At 65.1% G+C, this 18,214-nt stretch carries 16 protein-coding genes; 9 read left to right on the forward strand and 7 right to left on the reverse strand.

Features of this window, described 5'->3' with window-relative positions:
* Positions 1–2: 2 nt before the first annotated feature.
* Together ACKTEK_RS01370 and ACKTEK_RS01375 are read left to right on the forward strand one after the other, a co-directional pair.
* On the forward strand, positions 3–395 hold the full coding sequence (locus tag ACKTEK_RS01370; RefSeq protein WP_409163443.1) for a hypothetical protein: 393 nt from the start codon (positions 3–5) through the stop codon (positions 393–395).
* Between the two features lie 99 nt (positions 396–494).
* A complete protein-coding gene (locus ACKTEK_RS01375) occupies positions 495–1,466 on the forward strand; it encodes a glutathione S-transferase family protein (protein ID WP_409163444.1) in 972 nt (323 codons plus the stop codon).
* A gap of 12 nt (positions 1,467–1,478) precedes the next feature.
* Here ACKTEK_RS01375 and modC read toward each other — a convergent pair whose 3' ends face one another.
* Genes modC through modA form a run of 3 tightly spaced genes read right to left on the reverse strand, consistent with a single transcriptional unit; the run spans position 1,479 to position 4,037 of the window.
* The gene (modC, locus tag ACKTEK_RS01380) at positions 1,479–2,582 is read right to left on the reverse strand and encodes a molybdenum ABC transporter ATP-binding protein (RefSeq protein WP_409163445.1); all 1,104 of its coding nucleotides are present in this window, start codon (positions 2,580–2,582) and stop codon (positions 1,479–1,481) included.
* On the reverse strand, positions 2,579–3,271 hold the full coding sequence (gene modB, locus ACKTEK_RS01385) for a molybdate ABC transporter permease subunit (protein ID WP_409163446.1): 693 nt from the start codon (positions 3,269–3,271) through the stop codon (positions 2,579–2,581). The genes modC and modB overlap by 4 nt, the downstream gene beginning before the upstream one ends.
* A 4-nt stretch (positions 3,272–3,275) precedes the next feature.
* Positions 3,276–4,037, reverse strand: a complete 762-nt coding sequence (gene modA, locus ACKTEK_RS01390) for a molybdate ABC transporter substrate-binding protein (RefSeq protein WP_409163447.1) — start codon at positions 4,035–4,037, stop codon at positions 3,276–3,278.
* 109 nt (positions 4,038–4,146) lie between these two features.
* On the opposite strand from modA, the gene ACKTEK_RS01395 reads away from it, so the two are divergent.
* Positions 4,147–4,962, forward strand: coding sequence for an SDR family oxidoreductase (locus tag ACKTEK_RS01395; protein ID WP_409163448.1), 816 nt, complete (start codon positions 4,147–4,149; stop codon positions 4,960–4,962).
* Positions 4,963–5,023: 61 nt separating this feature from the next.
* Positions 5,024–6,229, forward strand: coding sequence for a DUF3095 domain-containing protein (locus ACKTEK_RS01400; RefSeq protein ID WP_409163449.1), 1,206 nt, complete (start codon positions 5,024–5,026; stop codon positions 6,227–6,229).
* Here ACKTEK_RS01400 and ACKTEK_RS01405 read toward each other — a convergent pair.
* From ACKTEK_RS01405 to ACKTEK_RS01415, 3 genes are read right to left on the reverse strand one after another with little or no spacing between them, the layout of a single operon-like run.
* On the reverse strand, positions 6,206–7,498 hold the full coding sequence (locus ACKTEK_RS01405; protein WP_409163450.1) for an NAD(P)/FAD-dependent oxidoreductase: 1,293 nt from the start codon (positions 7,496–7,498) through the stop codon (positions 6,206–6,208). The two genes, ACKTEK_RS01400 and ACKTEK_RS01405, sit on opposite strands and share 24 nt — an antisense overlap.
* A 6-nt stretch (positions 7,499–7,504) precedes the next feature.
* The gene (locus ACKTEK_RS01410; protein WP_409163451.1) at positions 7,505–8,899 is read right to left on the reverse strand and encodes an aspartate aminotransferase family protein; all 1,395 of its coding nucleotides are present in this window, start codon (positions 8,897–8,899) and stop codon (positions 7,505–7,507) included.
* Between the two features lie 21 nt (positions 8,900–8,920).
* On the reverse strand, positions 8,921–10,330 hold the full coding sequence (locus ACKTEK_RS01415) for a glutamine synthetase family protein (RefSeq protein ID WP_409163452.1): 1,410 nt from the start codon (positions 10,328–10,330) through the stop codon (positions 8,921–8,923).
* A 234-nt stretch (positions 10,331–10,564) separates the two neighbouring features.
* Between ACKTEK_RS01415 and ACKTEK_RS01420 the strand changes: the two genes are divergently transcribed.
* The 5 genes from ACKTEK_RS01420 (at position 10,565) to ACKTEK_RS01440 (ending at position 16,260) form a co-directional block, all read left to right on the forward strand.
* Entirely contained in the window at positions 10,565–11,938 is a 1,374-nt protein-coding gene (locus ACKTEK_RS01420; RefSeq protein WP_409163453.1) for a glutamine synthetase family protein, read from the forward strand.
* Positions 11,939–12,093: 155 nt separating this feature from the next.
* The gene (locus ACKTEK_RS01425; RefSeq protein ID WP_409163454.1) at positions 12,094–13,194 is read left to right on the forward strand and encodes a polyamine ABC transporter substrate-binding protein; all 1,101 of its coding nucleotides are present in this window, start codon (positions 12,094–12,096) and stop codon (positions 13,192–13,194) included.
* A 105-nt stretch (positions 13,195–13,299) separates the two neighbouring features.
* The gene (locus ACKTEK_RS01430) at positions 13,300–14,511 is read left to right on the forward strand and encodes an ABC transporter ATP-binding protein (protein ID WP_409163455.1); all 1,212 of its coding nucleotides are present in this window, start codon (positions 13,300–13,302) and stop codon (positions 14,509–14,511) included.
* 10 nt (positions 14,512–14,521) lie between these two features.
* Entirely contained in the window at positions 14,522–15,442 is a 921-nt protein-coding gene (locus ACKTEK_RS01435; protein WP_409163456.1) for an ABC transporter permease subunit, read from the forward strand.
* Positions 15,442–16,260, forward strand: a complete 819-nt coding sequence (locus ACKTEK_RS01440; RefSeq protein ID WP_409163457.1) for an ABC transporter permease — start codon at positions 15,442–15,444, stop codon at positions 16,258–16,260. Before ACKTEK_RS01435 ends, ACKTEK_RS01440 begins: the two co-directional genes overlap by 1 nt.
* Positions 16,261–16,294: 34 nt before the next feature.
* Here the strand turns inward: ACKTEK_RS01440 and ACKTEK_RS01445 are convergent, their stop codons facing one another.
* On the reverse strand, positions 16,295–18,175 hold the full coding sequence (locus ACKTEK_RS01445; RefSeq protein ID WP_409163458.1) for an AsmA family protein: 1,881 nt from the start codon (positions 18,173–18,175) through the stop codon (positions 16,295–16,297).
* Positions 18,176–18,214 lie beyond the last annotated feature (39 nt).

Consider the following 18,214-nt stretch of genomic DNA (forward strand, 5'->3'; position numbering starts at 1 on the left):
TAATGGGTGTTTTCACAACGCGTCGCGGCCGGGTCCGCATCTGGGTCTATGCGCTTGCCTTCCTCGTGCTCGTGCCGATGTGCGGGCTGGTTGCCGCAATGTTCATCCAGCCGGAACGCTTCGCGCGCGATGATGGCTGCGTGACCGCGGGCGACGACGGCATCACCAACCAGTGCAGCAGGACGGTCGTTATGGAAGCCTGCGTTTCCGGTGACGACGGCATCCGCGAATGCGCTCGCCAGGAGATCGAGGGTGGCGCGACCATTGAGCGCCCCGCATCGCTTCCTGCCGGCGACCTGCAGCTTGCCGCCTGCCACGCGCCCTACCTGCCCGCCAAGGTCACTTCGCCGCTCAATCTCTCGCTGCTGATCGACGGTTGCCGCAAGCCCGAGTGAGGTGTTGCCGCGCGCGCAACAGTGCGTTCGACCCGCTTTCCTTTCGGAACGAACGGGACATGTGCTTGTTCTCCTCGTGCACACAAGGAGACGAATGACATGGGCATGCTGGTCGACGGCGAATGGCAGACGGGCGAAGTCGCGCCCACCAACGACGATGGTGCGTTCGAGCGCGATGAGTCGGTGTTCCGCAATTGGGTGACGAAGGACGGCGAGGCCGGACCGGACGGCGTGGGCGGCTTCAAGGCCGAGGATGGCCGCTATCACCTCTACGTTGCGTGGGCCTGTCCGTGGGCGCACCGCGCGCTCATTTTTCGCAAGCTGAAGGGCCTGGAAGACATGATCCCGGTGTCGGTCGTCCACTGGTACATGGGCGACGACGGCTGGACCTTCAAAGAAGCGCCGGGCGTTGTTCCTGATACCGTCAACGGCGCGGACTACTTGCGCGAGGTCTACCAGACGGCGAAATCCGACTATACCGGCAAGGTCACGGTCCCGGTGCTCTGGGACAAGCAGCGCGACACCATCGTCTCCAACGAATCCGCCGACATCATCCGCATGTTCAATTCCGCCTTCGACGAAATCGGCGCGAAGCCCGGTGACTACGTGCCGGACGACAAGCGCGACGAGATCGACGCGATCAACGAGCGCGTCTACGACACGCTGAACAATGGCGTTTACAAGGCCGGTTTCGCCAAGAGCCAGGACGCTTACGAAAAGGCCGTGAAGCCGCTGTTCGAGACGATGGACTGGCTCGACGAGAAGCTCGGCAAGTCACGTTATCTCACCGGCGACGAGACAACCGAGGCCGACTGGCGGCTGTTCCCGACCCTGTTCCGGTTTGATGCGGTCTACAACTGCCACTTCAAGTGCCACCTGCGCCGCCTCACCGACTATCCCAACCTGTGGCCCTATGCCCGCGACCTGTACCAGCAGCCGGGTATCGCCGAGACCACCAACCTCGAACACGCCAAGCTGCATTACTACCGCAGCCACGAGTCGGTGAACCCGAGCGGGATCGTGCCCATCGGCCCGGACATGGACTGGGACGCGCCGCACGGGCGCGGCTAGCGGTGGTGGTTCCTAGCTGGCTTTCGCGCCGCGCGCCGGTGTGCGTTCCACGCTCAGCGACTTGATGACGGCCCAGACCGGCGCCCCTTCCCGGATCGACAGCCGGTCACGCGAAAGCTTGGTGATGCGCGCCAGCAGCGCCGTGCCGGCGCAATCGAGCCGTACGTCGACATAGGGTCCCTTGTCCTCGCGCAGCGCAGCGATGGTGCAGGCAAGCACGTTGTTGGCGCTGATCGCGCCCGGTTTCTCGCTCGCCAGCATCACATCGCGGGCGCGCACGCGCAGCCGCAGCGGTGCGCCGATCTCCTCGCGCACGCGCGGCACGAGGAAGGAATTTCCGCCGACGTCGATCTGGGACATCTCGGCGTCATCGAGGTGCGCCGCGACGGTGCCTTCCAGCACCGCCCCCGCTTCGAAGCGACCGGTCAGGGGAAAGAGGTCGAGGCGGGCCATGATTTCGTCCACCGGTCCGCTTGCCGCGACGCGACCCTTGTCGATCACGACGATATCGTTGGAGAGCCGCGTGACCTCGTCGATGGAATGGCTGACGAACAGGATCGGGATGCGCGCCTCGTCCCGCAGCCGTTCGAGGTAGGGCATGATGCCCGCCTTGCGGGCGGAATCGAGCGAGGCCATCGGCTCGTCCAGCAACAGCACGGAGGGGTTCTTCAGCAGCGCACGTCCGAGCGCGACGCGCTGGCGCTCGCCCCCGGAAAGCTGCCGGGGCATGCGCGCGGTCAGCTCGCCAAGCCCCAGCATCTCGATCACCTGCCCACGCGCGGCACGGCCCAGCGGGTCGCGGGCGCGCTTCGCACCGAAATCGAGATTGCGCTGCACATTCAGGTGCGGGAACAGCCGCGAATCCTGGAAGACGTAGCCGATCTGCCGCTTGCGGGCCGCGACGTTCGTGCGGGTCGCGGTGTCCAGTACGGCTTCGCCGTTGAGGCGCACCGTCCCGCTGCGCGGTTTCAGCAACCCCGCGATGACGTTGATCGTTGTCGACTTCCCGCTGCCCGAGGGGCCGAACAGCGCGGTGATGCCCGGCTGGTCGACGGCAAAGCCGATGTCGAGATCAAAGGCGTTGAAGCCGTGCTGGTAGGAGACGTCGATGCTCACGAGCCTGTCAGCCTCTTCACCCGGCGCGCGGCCAGTTCCGACCCGATCAGCCCGGCAAATGCCAGCAGCACCGACAGCGCCACCAGCCGCGCTGCTGCCGCCTCGCCGCCCGGTGTCTGGATCGCCGTGTAGATCGCAAGCGGAAGCGTCCGCGTCTCGCCGGGAATGTTGGAGACGAAGGTGATGATCGCGCCGAACTCGCCAAGACTTGCGGCGTAAGCCGTGACCGCACCGGCCAGGATGCCCGGTGCCGCGAGCGGCAGCGTCACCGATACGAACCGGTCGAGCGGGCCAGCGCCGAGCGTCTCTGCTGCCTGCATCAGCCCGGGGTCGATGGCCTCCAGCGCCAGCCGGATCGCGCGCACCTGAAAGGGAAACGTGATGAGCCCGGCTGCCAGCGCCGCACCCGTCCACGAGAACATGAAGCGCAGTCCGAGGGTTTCATCGAGGAACCGTCCCAGCGGCGCGTTCAATCCGAGCGTGATGAGCAGCAGGTAGCCCACGACCACCGGCGGCAGCACGATGGGCAGGTGTACCACCGCGTCCAGCACCGCGCGGCCGGGAAACGAACGCGTCAGCAGCAGCGCGGTTGCGACCGCCAGTGGGAGCGCGAATGCAACCGCCGCCGCCGAGACCTTCAGGCTCAGCAGCAGGGCCTGCAACTCCGTTTCCGACAGGGCGAACGTCATGGCCTCACTCTACAGAAAAGCCGAAGCGCTGAAGGATCGCCTGCGCCGCCTCGCTGCCGAGGAAATTCATGAACGGTTGTCCGGCCTCTTCATGCCCCGCGACCACGCCCGCCGGGTAGACGATCGCGTCATGGAGATTGTCGGGGATGACGGCGACGACGGAGACCTGCTCCAGCAGCGCGGCATCGGTCGCGTAGGATATGCCGAGTGGCGTTTCCCCGCGCGCGACCAGCGTCACTGCGGCACGCACGTCGTCGGCGCGGGCAAGGCGCGGCTCGACCGCGTCCCAGACACCCCACGCTTCCAGCGCCTGCCGGGCATAGATGCCGGCGGGCACATGGTCCGGGTCGCCGATGGCGAGCCGCCCGCGTTCGCCCAGAAGTGCGTCGAAGTCCGGCGCCGCGCCTGAAATCTGCCCGCGAAGCGCCCCTGACGGTGCGATGATGACGAGCCGGTTGCCCGCGATGGTGCGGCGCGTGCCGGCGGCGATCCTGTTCTCGGTTTCCAGGTAGTCCATCCAGCCTGAACTGGCGGAGACGTAAATGTCCGCCGGCGCCCCTGCCGCGATCTGGCGCGCCAACGCCGAAGAAGCCGCGAAGGAGAACCGCACGTCCCGGCCCGTTTCGGCGGTGAAGGCAGTTCCGATCTCGTTCATCGCGTCGCGCATGCTGGCGGCGGCGAGAACGGTCAGCGGTTCGGCCCGCGCGCCCGGAATTGACGCGAGCACGGCAATGGCTACCAGCACGGATCGGATGAGGGAGGGCACGCGAAACTCCGGATTGAACCACGCCCGGCATTCCCATCGACGCGGCGCGGCGGCTCGGCCACAATGAGCCAAGCAGCGGCAAGCGGCAACACATCCGGGGAAGCACACCATGTTCGATTACGCAGGCAAGACGGTTTTCGTGGCGGGCGGGACCAGCGGCATCAATCTCGGCATCGCGGAAGCCTTTGCCGAAGCCGGCGCCAATGTCTTCGTGTTCTCGCGCCGGCCCGAAAAGGTCGAGGCTGCGGTCGCCAAGTTGCAGAATCTCGGCGCGAAGGCTGAGGGCGCAATCGCCGATGTGCGCGACGTGGATGCCGTGACTGCCGCTTTCGCCAGGGCCGCCGAAACCTTCGGCGAGATCGACGTGCTGGTTTCCGGGGCCGCAGGGAACTTCCCCGCGCGCGCCAACGACCTTTCCTCGAATGGCTTTCGCGCCGTCATGGAGATCGACCTCCTCGGCACCCACCACGTGATGACAGCCGCCTACCAGCACCTGCGCAAGCCGGGTGCGTCCATCGTCAACATTTCCGCGCCGCAGGCCGTGGTCGCCATGACGGGGCAGGTGCATGTCTGTGCCGCCAAGGCCGGCGTCGACATGATCACGAAGACGCTGGCGCTCGAATGGGGCGAGGAAGGCATCCGCATCAATTCGGTCATTCCCGGTCCCATCGACGGCACGGAAGGCATGTCCCGCCTCGCGCCGACGCCCGAGGCGATGGAGGAGGTCCGTAAGAGCGTGCCCATGAAGCGCGTCGGCATCCCGCGCGACGTCGCGAACCTGTGCATGTATCTCGGCTCGGACTTTGCGAGCTACCTCACCGGCGCGGTTATCCCGGTCGATGGCGGCTGGGCGCTGAACATGCCCGGCACCGCGCTGGATCCGATCCTCGATCACATTGCAGCGAGCAGAAGAGCAAAAGGCTGACCGCGCGCTTGTTCGCAGCCGACCTTCTCCCCATTTCCAGCACTGGATGGAAAAATCAGAATTGACCGGCAGTGCGCCGGCCGGGGACAGCTTCTACGCCGATCTGCCATGGTTCACGGATTTCGACGATATCGTCGATCTGGAGGACTATGTTGCGCTGCCCGGTGACTGGGTGGTGCTGGTGTCCGATGTGGTCGGATCGACGGCGGCCATCGCCGAAGGCCGCTACAAGGACGTCAACATGCTTGGCGCGGCGACGATCACCGCGATCCTCAATGCCTGCGGCGAAACCGATCTCCCCTACACGTTTGGCGGTGACGGCGGCATGGTGATCGTGCCGCCGCAACTGGCCGACGACGCGCGCACGGCTCTGGCGCGACTGGCCAACAACGCCCCGGAAACCTTTGGCCTGAAGCTGCGCGCGAACGCGATCCCCGTCTCGGAGCTGCGCCGTCGCGGTGCGGACCTTTCGGTGCGCAAGTACGAACTGAGCCCCGGCAATCATCTCGCCATGTTCGCAGGCGACGGCCTCGACATGGCCGATGTGATCCTGAAGGACGAAACCGAGACAGCCTTCGCCGTCTCCGCGCCGGACGACGAACCGCCCGACCTTGAGGGCCTGTCCTGCCGCTGGGAACCGCTCGAAACGCAATCGGGCGTGATGATGAACGTGATCGTGCGCCCGCTCGCCGACACCAATGCCGACCGCGCCAAGGTTCTGGATGAGGTGCTGGAAGCGCTTGAGCGTATTCTGGAATCGCCGTCGGTGTCCGTGACCCCGGTCACCAAGGCATCTCTGAAATTCCGGTTTCCACCGCGTGCGCTGTGGATGGAGGCGAGAGCGACGGCCGGGCGCGCCGGTACCATTCCGCGCTACCTGCGGCTGCTGGGCGAAAGCATCATCCAGGGCATCGCGCAGGTCACCGGCCTCAAGATCGGGGCCTACGACCCGGAGAAGTACCTTCCGGAACTGCGCACCAACACCGATTTCCGCAAGTATGACGGCCACCTGCGCATGGTGCTCGACGTCTCGAAATTGCAGGCCGATGCGCTGGAAGACCACCTCGCCACACGCCATGCGGCGGGCGAACTCGTGCACGGCATCCACCGGACAGATGCGGCGCTAATGACCTGCCTCGTCTTCAGCCTGGAGCAGCACGAGCACGTGCACTTCGTGGATGGGGATGACGGCGGCTATGCGTTTGCGGCCCGCGACCTGAAGCGCCGGGTGGCGGCGAAGGCCTCAGAAGGGCAGGCGGTCGCGTAGCGCAAACCACATCAGCGCCAGCGCCATGATCGGCCGGCGCAGCATGGTCCCGCCGGGAAATTCCGGCGTCTTCAGCGTGGAGAACACGTCGAAGCGTTCCATCTGCCCGCCGATGGCTTCCGCCACCAGTTGCCCTGAAAGCGGCGCGATGCCCACGCCCTGTCCCGAGAACCCGCCGAGCGTGTAGAGGTTCGCATCCAGCCGGTCGATATAGGGCATCCGCTTCATGGTGATGGCGAGCGTGCCGCCCCATGCGTGGTCGATCTCCACGCCTTCCAGTTGCGGATAGACGCTCGTCATGTGCGGGTGCACGAAGCCTGCGATGTCGCTCGGGAACTGCGAAGAATAGGATTCACCCCCGCCGAACAGCATCCGGTTGTCCGGCGTCAGGCGGTAGTAATAGACGACGAAACGGGAATCGGAGACGGCCTCCCGGTCGCGGATCAGGCTGCGCGCCATCTCGTCGCTCAGCGGCTTGGTGGTCGCGATGAAGTTGTTGATCGGCAGCACGCGCCGCGCGACCTCCGGCAGCAGCCGGTCGAGGTAGCCGTTGCAGGCGACGACGCAGAAATCCGCCGTCACGCTGCCGCCCTCGGTCTCGACTCGCACCTTGCGCCCGCGTTCGATTTTCGTCACGCGGCTTTGCTCGTGGAGGCTCGCTCCGGCGCGCTGCGCCGCGCCCGCGATGCCGAGCGCGAAATTGAGCGGGTGCAGGTGCCCGCCGCCCATGTCCAGCGTGCCGCCGTGATAGCCCTTCGCGCCGACCTTTGCTTCCAGCTCGCTCTTCTTGAGGAGCGAGATCAGGTCGTAGCCGTAGGTCTCGCGCAGGTGCTCGACGTCGCGGCGGTACTCGTCGACATAGGCCGGCTTGTGAATGCCGTGGATGAGGCCGGGCGTGTAGGCACAGTCGATGCGGTGGCGGTCGATCAGGTTGCCCACGAGGTGGCGCGCATCTTCGCCGAGGTCCCACAGCCTGCGCGCGTGTTCCTTGCCGACGGAAGCTTCAAGCGTCGCCTGGTCGCGCCGCATGCCGGGGTGAAGCTGTCCACCGTTGCGGCCCGATGCGCCCCAGCCGATGCGCTCGGCTTCCAGCAGCGTCACGGCGAACCCCTTTTCGGCGAGATGAAGTGCTGCCGACAGGCCCGCGTAACCGCCACCGATGACGCAGACATCCGCGCGCATGTCACCGGTTAGCGGCGCGCAAGCCTCGAACGGGTTCGCGGTCGCTGCGTAGTAGGACCCGGACGGATACCCGCTTGGCTGCGGCATGGGATGTCAGGCCACCATCCCGCGTGACTTCAGTTCCGCGTGGGTGTCATCCAGCGTCTTGCGCACGAGCCGCGCCAGTTCTGCAATCTCGTCTTCGGAGATGACCAGCGGCGGCGAGATGATCATCGCATCGCGCACGGCGCGCATGACGAGGCCGTTTCGGAACGAGATGTCGCGGCACAGCGTGCCGATTTCGCCCACTGGTGCGAAGCGCTTCGACATGTCGGACTTGTCCGGCACCAGTTCCAGCGCACCGACGAGGCCGACCATGCGCGCCTCCCCCACCAGCGGGTGGTCCTCCAGCGCAAACCAGGCCTTCTGGAGCGCAGGAGCGGCGACCGATTTCACGCGCTCGACGATCTTCTCGCGCTGCAGGATCTCGATATTGGCAAGCGCTGCGGCACACGAGGCCGGGTGACCGGAATAGGTATAGCCGTGGTAAAACTCGCCGCCCTCGCCCACAAGATGCTCGAGCACCTTGCCCGACACCATGACGGCGGAGATCGGCAGGTAGCCGGACGACATGCCCTTGGCCATCGGCATCAGGTCGGGCTTCAGCCCGTAATAGTCGGACCCGAACCATTCGCCGGTGCGCCCGAAGCCGCAGATCACCTCGTCCGCGATGAACAGGATGTCGCGCTCTGCGAGGATGCGCTTCACCTCCGGCCAGTAGCTTTCCGGCGGGATGATGACGCCGCCGGCGCCCTGGATCGGCTCGGCGATGAAGGCGGCGACCTTGTCTTCGCCGATTTCGTCGATGGCCTTTTCAAGCTCGTGCGCGGCTGCCCGGCCGAACTCTTCCGGGCTCATGCCCTGCGCGCGGCCGATGTCGAACCAGTAGGGCGGGGTGATGTGATGGACGCCGGGGATCATCCCGGCCTGCTCGTGCATTCCGCCCATGCCGCCCATCGCGGCAGCGGCGACCGTCGAGCCGTGGTAGCCGAACTTGCGCCCGATGATGACCTGCTTCTCCGGCTTTCCGGCGCGCGCCCAGTAGTAGCGCACCATGCGCATCACGGTGTCGTTGGCTTCCGACCCCGAGCCCGCGAAGAACACGTGGTCGAGGCCCTCGGGCGTCAGCTCCGCAAGCTTCTGCGACAGCGCCACCGCAGGCGGATGTGTCGTCTTGAAGAAGGTGTTGTAGTAGGGCAGTTCCAGCATCTGCCGGTGCACGGCATCTGCAATCTCGTGCCGCCCGTAGCCGACCTGCATGCACCACAGGCCCGCCATCCCGTCGAGATAGCGGTTGCCGTTGGAATCCCAAAGGTAGCACCCGTCCGCCTTGGTGATGACGCGGCTGCCTTCCTTGGCGAGCGCGGCATAGTCCGTGAAGGGGTGCAGGTGGTGTGCGGTGTCGAGGTTCTGAAGGTCCTCGGTTGACAGGTTCGCGGCAAGGTTCATCGGTTCTGGTCCCGGTAGCCGTTAGACGTTGAGCAGAAGGTATTCGCGTTCCCACGGGCTGATGACCCGCATGAACGTCTCCAGTTCCTCGCGCTTGATCTCGCTGTAGACGGTCACGAAATTCTCGCCCAGCATCTCGCGGATCGGGTCGCACGCGTTGAACAGTTCGACCGCATCGTGCAGGCCGCGCGGCAGGTCGTGCGGCAGTTCGCGCGCGCTGCCCGAAATCGGCTCGGCCGGTGCCAGCCCTTCCTCGATCCCCAGAAGGCCCGCAGCCAGCGAGGCGGCAATGGCGAGATAGGGATTGGCGTCGGAGGAGGGGATGCGGTTTTCCACGCGACGGGCTGCCGCGTTCGACGGCGGGATGCGGATGCCGACCGTGCGGTTGTCGTAACCCCAGTGAGTGTTGATCGGCGCGGTCGAACCGCGCGCCAGCCGCCGGTAGGAGTTCACGTAGGGCGCCAGCACGCACATCACCTGAGGCAGGTACTTCTGTTGCCCTGCGATGAATGCGAAGAACTCCTCCGAGGGGTTGCCCTCTTCGGTCGAGAAGATGTTGCGGCCGTTCTCCATGTCCACCACGGACTGGTGGATGTGCATGGCCGATCCCGGCTCGCTGGCGATCGGTTTGGCCATGAACGTCGCATAGACGTCGTGCATCAGCGCGGCTTCGCGGATCGTGCGCTTGAAGGTGAAGACCTGGTCGGCGAGGGGGATCGGCTCGCCGTGACGCAGGTTGATCTCCATCTGCGCGGCGCCCTCTTCGTGGATGAGGGTGTCGATCTCCAGCCCCTGCGCTTCGGAGAACCGGTAGATGTCGTCGAACAGCGGATCGAACTCGTTGACCGCACTGATCGAGAACGACTTGCGCCCGACCTCCGGCCGCCCGGAGCGGCCGACCGGCGGCTCCAGTGGATAGTCCGGATCGGTGTTCGGCTTCACGAGGTAGAACTCGATCTCCGGCGCGACGATCGGCTTCCACCCGCGGCCTTCGAACAGCTTCACCACCTTGCGCAGCACCTGCCGCGGCGCGATGTCGACGGCACGCCCGTCGCGGTGGAACGCATCATGGATGATCTGCGCCGTCGGATCGGTTTCCCACGGCACCATCGTCAGCGTCGAGAAATCCGGCTTGAAGACGTAGTCGCCGTCCGCCGGGTCGATGGTCGCGATGTCGTTCAATTCCGGGTAGTCGCCCGAAATCGTCTGGTAGAAGATCGACTGCGGCATGTTCATGCCGTCGGAGGAGAAGAACTTCGACACCGGCATCAGCTTGCCGCGCGCGACGCCGGACTGGTCCGGCACGATGCATTCCACCTCGGAGGTTCGGCGCGCCCGAAGCCAGGCGCGGGCCTCGTCGACGGTCGCGACTCCGCGGTCGGATCGAATGGAAATCGTCAGTTCTTTGCTCGTGGCGTCATCCGTAGCCAAGCGTACCGTGCCGGTCTGGGGTTGTCGGGATGGGCGAAGTCCGCAAAAGCCCGCACCGCGCAGCCGCGAGGGCCGGGGCGCAGGGCGGAATCCTGCCCTGATGTGTGCGCCAAGCTAGCCGATGGCGCGAGCTTCCGCAAACCGCGTGCGTTTACCTCTTCGCGCTTGCGAAAGATGACAGCCGACGGTCGCGCCCATATGATCGGCGATCATCAATTTCAGGCTCACCCCGACATGAAACACGTTCCGCTCAGCCGCGACATGAACGAGGCGGATGCCTTCTTCGCCGAGAACCCCGATATCGAGACGGTGCAGATGCTGGTGCCCGACACAAACGGCATCCTGCGCGGCAAGTGGGGCCCGCCGGACCTAGCCCGCAAGGCGTTCGGCGACGGCGTGCCGTTGCCGCTTTCCATCTTTGGTCTCGACATCTGGGGCCGCGAGGTTCCCGAAACCGACCTGCACATCGAAACCGGCGACCTCGATGGCAAGTGCCTCGCTGTGCCCGGCAGCCTGAAGCGCGTGACGTGGTCGAAGCGCCCGGCAGCCCAACTCCTGATGAGCATGTACGAGGGCGACGGCACGCCGTGGTATGCCGACCCGCGCCACGTGCTCGAAAAGGTGCTGGCGCGCTTTCGCGAGAAGGGCCTGAATCCGGTCTGCGCGTTCGAACTCGAATTCTATCTGCTGAAGCCTGATTTCGAGGCCGACGCCATGCAGAGCCCGCTGCCCCATATCGGGCCGATGGCCGGGCCTGAGCGCCAGCAGATGTATTCCATCAACACCCTGTCGGGCCTTGAGGACTATTTCGCCGATATCAACGATGCAGCCGCCATTCAGGGGCTGCCGATGGACACCATCATTTCCGAAGCAGGCCCCGGCCAGTTCGAGATCAACCTGCTGCACCGGGCTGATGCCATGCTTGCGGCCGACGAGGCGCTGCTTCTGCGCCGGATGATCGCCGGCATCGCGCGCCGCCACGGCCATCGGGCTTCGTTCATGTCCAAGCCCTTCCAGCACTGGCCGGGCAACGGCATGCACGTGCATGTCAGCCTCGAGGACGAAAACGGCAACAACGTCTTCGCCGACCCCAAGCGTGGCGAAACACTGCTGCGCAACGCGGTCGGCGGCACACTCGCCTCCATGACCGATGCGCTCGCCGTCTTCGTGAACACCTTCAATGGCTATCGCCGCCTTGCACCGGGCAGCTACGCGCCGACGCGCGTCGCGTGGGGCGAGAACAACCGCTCGGTCGCGGTGCGCATTCCCTCCGGGAGCGGCAAGGCGCGCCGTCTCGAACACCGCATCTCCGGTGCCGACGCCCATCCCCACCTCGTGGCAGCCGCGCTGCTGGCCGGAATCCTGCACGGGATCGAGGAAGGCATCGAGCCGCCGGAGCCCATCGTCGGCAATGCCTACGAGGGCGATACCAAGGGTGCGGAGCTAACCGACTACATGGAAGAGGCCGTCGAGGCCTTTGAGGCGTCAAGCTTCGTGGCCGACGCTCTGGGTGCCGATTTCCGGCACATCTTCGCGGAGATCAAGAAGGCGGAGCAGGCCGTGTTCGACGAGCGCATTTCGCGCCTCGAACACGAAACCTACCTGTAGACACAGGCGTCAAACCCGCCATGTAGAGGATTACCATTGCACGAGAGGCTCGGTCCCTGCTTAACTCGTGGGCATGGCGTCTTTTGATCCATAACCGGCGAGGGCGACGGCAAATCCGCCCCAGAATCGCGCCGCCGGACACAGAGGAGAATGGAATGAACCGCATCAAGACAATTCTGACCGTTTCCGCGCTTGCGCTCGGCGTTTCCGCCGTCGCCGCGACCGCGCAGGAGCGTGTCGTCAACGTATTCAACTGGTCCGATTACATCGACGAGGAAATCCTCACCGAGTTCACCGAAGAGACCGGCATCAAGGTCGTCTACGACGTGTTCGACTCCAACGAGGTTCTCGAAACCAAGCTGCTGGCCGGCTCCACCGGCTATGACGTCGTCGTGCCGTCGGGCACCTTCCTGGCTCGCCAGATCCAGGCCGGCGTCTTCCAGAAGCTCGACGACTCGAAGCTCTCCAATCGCGACAACATGTGGGACGCCATCGAGGAGCGCACGAAGAAGTACGATCCGCAGAACGAGTACGCGATCAACTACATGTGGGGCACCACCGGCATCGGCTACAATGTCGAGAAGGTGAAGGAAGCCCTCGGCGAGGACGCCCCGGTCAACAGCTGGTCGCTGGTGCTTGATCCCGCCAACATGGAAAAGCTCGCCTCCTGCGGCGTGCACTTCCTTGACGCGCCAGTCGAGATGATTCCGGCCGCGCTGAACTACATCGGCGAAGATCCCGATTCCAAGGACCCGGAAGTCATCGCCAAGGCCGAGAAGGTCCTCATGGACATCCGGCCCTACGTCCAGAAGTTCCACTCCTCCGAATACATCAACGCGCTCGCCAACGGCGACATCTGCGTGGCGGTGGGCTGGTCTGGCGACGTGCTGCAGGCGCGTGACCGTGCCGCCGAGGCCGACAATGGCGTGACCGTCGAATATGCCATCCCGAAGGAAGGCGCGCTGATGTGGTTCGACATGATGGCCATTCCCGCCGACGCCAAGAACGTCGAGGAAGCCCATGAATTCCTGAACTACATCATGCGTCCCGATGTCATGGCGAAGGCGTCCAACTACGTCTACTACGCCAACGGCAACAAGGCCTCTCAGGAGATGCTGAACGACGACGTGATCAACGATCCGGCGATCTACCCCTCCGAGGAGGCGACCGCCAACCTCTACACCACGACCCCCTACGGTCCGAAGGAACAGCGCACCGTCACGCGCCTGTGGACCAAGGTGAAGTCGGGCGCCTGATCGCGCTTGTGAACGACACGCCCGGTCGCGCACATGCGGCCGGGCAGTTCCATTCCGGGCAGGCTCGCTTCCGATGCTCGAGCCCGCCCAACGGGGGTTGAGGGGATGGCTGATATTTCCGGGACCGGCGGCGAACCGGCTCCAGCGGCAGGCGCGGCAAAGCCCGCAGCCTCGTCCAAGAAGGCATTCGGGCCGGTGCGGCGCACCTTTGCGCCGTGGGAAGACCCCGACAAGAAGCCCTTCATTCTCTATGAGAACGTGACCAAGCGTTTCGGCGATTTCACCGCCGTCGACGGCCAGACGCTGGGCATCTACGAGCGCGAGTTCTTCTCGCTGCTCGGCCCCTCCGGCTGCGGCAAGACGACTTTGCTGCGGATGCTGGCGGGCTTCGAGACACCCACGAGCGGGCGCATCCTGCTCGACGGGCAGGACGTCTCCACCGTGCCGCCCTACAAGCGGCCCGTGAACATGATGTTCCAGTCCTACGCGCTGTTTCCGCACATGAATGTCGCCGACAACATCGCCTTCGGCCTCAAGCAGGACAAGATGCCCAAGGGCGAGATCGCCGACCGCGTCGACGAGATGCTCAAGCTGGTGAAGCTGGAGCAGTTCAAGACCCGCAAGCCCCATCAGCTTTCCGGCGGCCAGCGCCAGCGCGTGGCGCTCGCCCGCTCCATTGCCAAGCGCCCCAAGGTCCTGCTTCTGGATGAACCGCTCGGCGCGCTCGACAAGAAGCTGCGCGAGCAGACCCAGTTCGAACTCATCGACCTGCAGCAGGAGCTGGGCCTCACCTTCATGATCGTGACCCACGACCAGGAAGAAGCAATGACCGTTTCCGACCGCATCGCGGTCATGGATCACGGGCGCGTCGTGCAGATCTCAACGCCCGCCGAAATGTACGAATATCCCAAGTCGCGCTACGTCGCGGACTTCGTTGGTGACATCAACATCATCCAGGGCAAGGTCGCGTCAAATTCCGGCGGCACCGTCACGGTGGATACTGAGGCCGGCGCCATGCGCGTGAACCAGGACATCGAGGCCAAGTCCGGCGACGATGCGTGGATCGCGGTGCGCCCGGAAAAGGTGCGCATCGGTCTCGGCCAGCCGCCGGAAGGCTCCAGCAACGTCATGCGCGGCGAGGTCTGGGACATCGCCTATCTCGGTGACGTCTCGACCTATCACTTGAAGCTGCCGAGCGGCGATATCGTCAAGGCGCTCCAGGCCAACTCCACCCGCCTCATCGAACGGCCCATCACCTGGGAAGACGACGCATGGCTGTCGTTTTCGCCCGATGGTGCCGTCGTGCTGCTGAGCTGAGGCGCGCGACATGGCCGGCACCAAGGATGGAAACAGACGCTGGTTGGTGATCCTGGTCCCCTACCTGTGGCTGCTCGTCTTCTTCTTCGTTCCCTTCCTCATTGTCCTGAAGATATCGTTCTCGCAGGTCGCGGTGGCCATGCCGCCGTACATTCCGACCTTTTCCCTTGCCGACGGCTGGGAAGGGTTGAAGCGCGCCTTCGCGGCGCTGAGCTTCGACAACTACGAATGGTTGACGCAGGACGATCTCTACATCCGCTCCTATCTCTCAAGCCTGTGGATCGCGGGTGTCTCGACCTTCATCACCTTGCTGGTCGGCTACCCGATTGCTTATGGCATGGCACGCGCGCCGACCCACTGGCGCCCGACATTGCTGATGTTGGTGATCCTGCCGTTCTGGACCTCGTTCCTGATCCGCGTCTACGCGTGGATCGGCATCCTCAAGCCCGAGGGCCTGCTCACCGTCACCTTGCAGGCGCTGGGCATCCTGTCGGGCGATGAACAGGTGCGCATCCTCAACACCACGACGGCGGTCTATATCGGCATCGTCTATTCCTACCTGCCGTTCATGGTGCTGCCGCTCTATGCCGCGCTGGAGAAGATGGATGGGTCGCTGCTGGAAGCTGCCGAAGACTTGGGCTGCCATCCGCTGAAGGCGTTCTGGGTCATCACCTTCCCGCTGTCGCTGCCCGGAGTCATCGCAGGCTGCTTCCTCGTCTTCATTCCAGCCGTTGGCGAATTCGTGATCCCCGACCTGCTCGGAGGGTCTGGCACCCTGATGATCGGCAAGACGCTGTGGACGGAGTTCTTCTCCAACCGCGACTGGCCGGTATCGTCCGCCGTCGCCGTCATCCTGCTGGGGCTCCTGATCGTGCCCATCGTGCTCTTCCAGCGCGCCCAGCAACGGGCGCAGGAACGGGAGGCGGGCTGATGAACAGGGGCGTCAGCTGGTTCAACATCACCTCGATCGTGCTGGGGTTCGCCTTCCTCTACCTGCCGATCGTCATCCTTATCATCTTCTCGTTCAACGAGAGCCGGCTGGTGACGGTGTGGGGCGGGTTCTCGACCAAGTGGTACAGCGAACTGTTCAACAACCAGGGCCTGATGGATGCAGCCTGGGTCACCGCGCGCGTCGCGTTTGTGTCGGCCACGGTTGCGACGGTCCTCGGCACGCTGGCGGCCATCACGCTGGTGCGCTTCGGCCGCTTCCACGGGCGCACACTGTTTTCCGGCATGGTCTATGCGCCGCTCGTCATGCCGGAAGTCATCACTGGCCTGTCGCTGCTGCTGCTGTTTGTTGCGATCAATTTCGACCGTGGGTTCTGGACGGTGGCCATCGCCCACATCACGTTTTCCATGTGCTTCGTGGCGGTGGTCGTGCAGTCGCGGCTCGTCTCGTTCGACTCAAGCGTCGAGGAAGCGGCGATGGATCTCGGCTGTCCGCCGGCCAAGACATTCTTCGTGGTGACGCTGCCCATCATCCTGCCGGCGGTCGTGTCGGGCTGGATGCTGGCCTTCACGCTGTCGCTGGATGATCTCGTCATCGCGAGCTTCACCACCGGCCCCGGCGCGACCACGCTGCCGATGAAGATCTACAGTCAGGTTCGTCTCGGCGTGACGCCGGAAATCAACGCCGTCTGCACCATCCTCATCGCGCTGGTGACGATTGGCGTGGTCACCGCATCGCTGGTTTCGAAGCGGCAGGAGCTTGAGCGCAAGCGCGCCGAAGCTGCCGCCAAGGCACAGTGAGCCGTTCCAGATCGATCCGGAAAAGACGCCGGGCCTAGCCGTCGTTCGGCAGGCCCACATTGCCCTGCTTGAGCAGCGGCACCAGCGGCAGGATGGCCGGCGCATCCAGCGGCCCGTCGACCCGGAAACCGATCTCGAACATCTGCTGGTCGGGCGGCATCGACCCGTCAGCCAGTGGTTTCGGGCGGCCCTGCGGCCAGAAGCGCACTTGCCCCAGCCCCTGCACATACTCGCTGAGCAGGTCGATTTCGCCGTCTGCCGTGGCGAGGAAGCGCTGGCCGGACAGTTCCAGCTTACGGGTCCGCGTCACGCCGTTCTGCGTCACGAGATCAACCGTCAGCGCCTCGAACGGCGTCTTGAGCCCGGGACGGATGCCGATGGAATTGTAGTCCTTGCTCGTCATGGCCTGCACGATGGCTTCCACGTCGAGGCCGCGCAGGAACCCGTTCTTGATCTCCATGCGCCCGTCACCGCGCAGCGAGCGGACCAGCTGCTCGACGGTGTGCCCGCGCCCTTCGAGCGCGATGGAACCGTTCACGTCGCCCTCCAGCCCGATCATCTGCCCGCCCTCGAACAGGGAGGTGACCGACACCTGCCGCATGCCGATCTGGGCCTGTACGTTCAGCGTGTTGGCGATAGGGGTGATCTTGAGGTTGCCGTTGACCATGCCGCGCCGGTACGCGGCTTCCGCGATGCCGAGGTCGATGGTGCCGTCGCGCACGACGAGGCTCGCTGCCGTCTGGCCAAACGTGATGTTGGCGCCCGTCACCTGCGCTGCAGAAAGCCGCAGGTCGACATCGATGCCGGTCAGCGAGCCGAACTCGGGCAGCGGCACCGCAGCCACGTTGTCACCGCTGCCGCCATCGTCCTCGATCACCGCAGGCGCGCGCAGGTAACGGTCGAAATTCAGGGTGTCGAGCGCAAGCGTGCCGTCCACCTCGATCAGGCTCTGGGTCGCACGGACGGTCAGCCCGCCGGTGCCCGTATTGCCGTCGAGCGATAGATTGAGATTGGTCAGGTTGGCGGTGTCGCCGACGAGGCGCATCTGCCCCTGCATGGAGAGCCTGTCGAGGCCCGGCGCATCGCCGTTGCCATAGCCGAGCCAGGCGAGCGCCTGGTCGAACGCGGCGGACTCGATGGCCAGCGTCCCGTCCACCTGGAGTGCTTCCCCGACCGATGCCGCACCGCGTACGGCCAGGTTGCCCTGCGCGGTCACCACGTCCACCTCGATGGGGGTCGCGGTTCCCGCGAGCATTTGCGCGGGGTTGTCGACGCGTCCGTCGATCTCCACCACCTTGCCCTTCCAGACGAAGGCGAGGCTGCCGGTCAGCGGGGTGCCGAGCCGGGTCCAGTTGGCTGCAAGTTCGATCTGGGTATAGGCGCTGACGGGCTTTCCATCCGGCCCGAGCAACGTCACCGATCCATCGACGATGCGCACGGGTCCCGTCGCGGGCTGGCCGGTGTTGAGCACCGGCGCGGTGCCCGGAGCCGGGTTGCGGCTGAGGGCGTCGTAGAGCGTGCGGATCAGGCCGGAGCGTTCAGGCACCCAGTCGCCGGCGCTGTCGGGCGCGGTTGGAACCCCGATGCGCGGGCGCACCAGCGTCAGGCCGTCGATTGGCGTATCGCGAATGAAGAAGCCGAACAGGCTGAACCGACCGAGGATGCGGTCAACTGCGGCAAGCGTATCGTTCTCGCCGGGCAGGCTCAGGCGGATGTCGTCGACGGTGACCTGCGGCTGCGGCAGGAAGCGGATGCTCGCATCGCCAGCGGACGTCACGCGCAGGCCGGTGATCGTTTCGATTCGCTCCACGGCCATGTTGCGGACGGTGCTGTCCGGCACCAGCCACGGCAATATGGTCAAGGCAATCGCCGCAACGATGACGATGGCAGCAGCGATCGCGAGAAAGCGTTTCATTTGAGTTGGCCGGTTTCGACGGTTTTACGGACTATAGGG

Origin of the sequence: Tepidamorphus sp. 3E244 (genome assembly GCF_046159835.1) — a bacterium.
In the GTDB taxonomy this organism is placed as follows: domain Bacteria; phylum Pseudomonadota; class Alphaproteobacteria; order Rhizobiales; family Tepidamorphaceae; genus JACKJK01.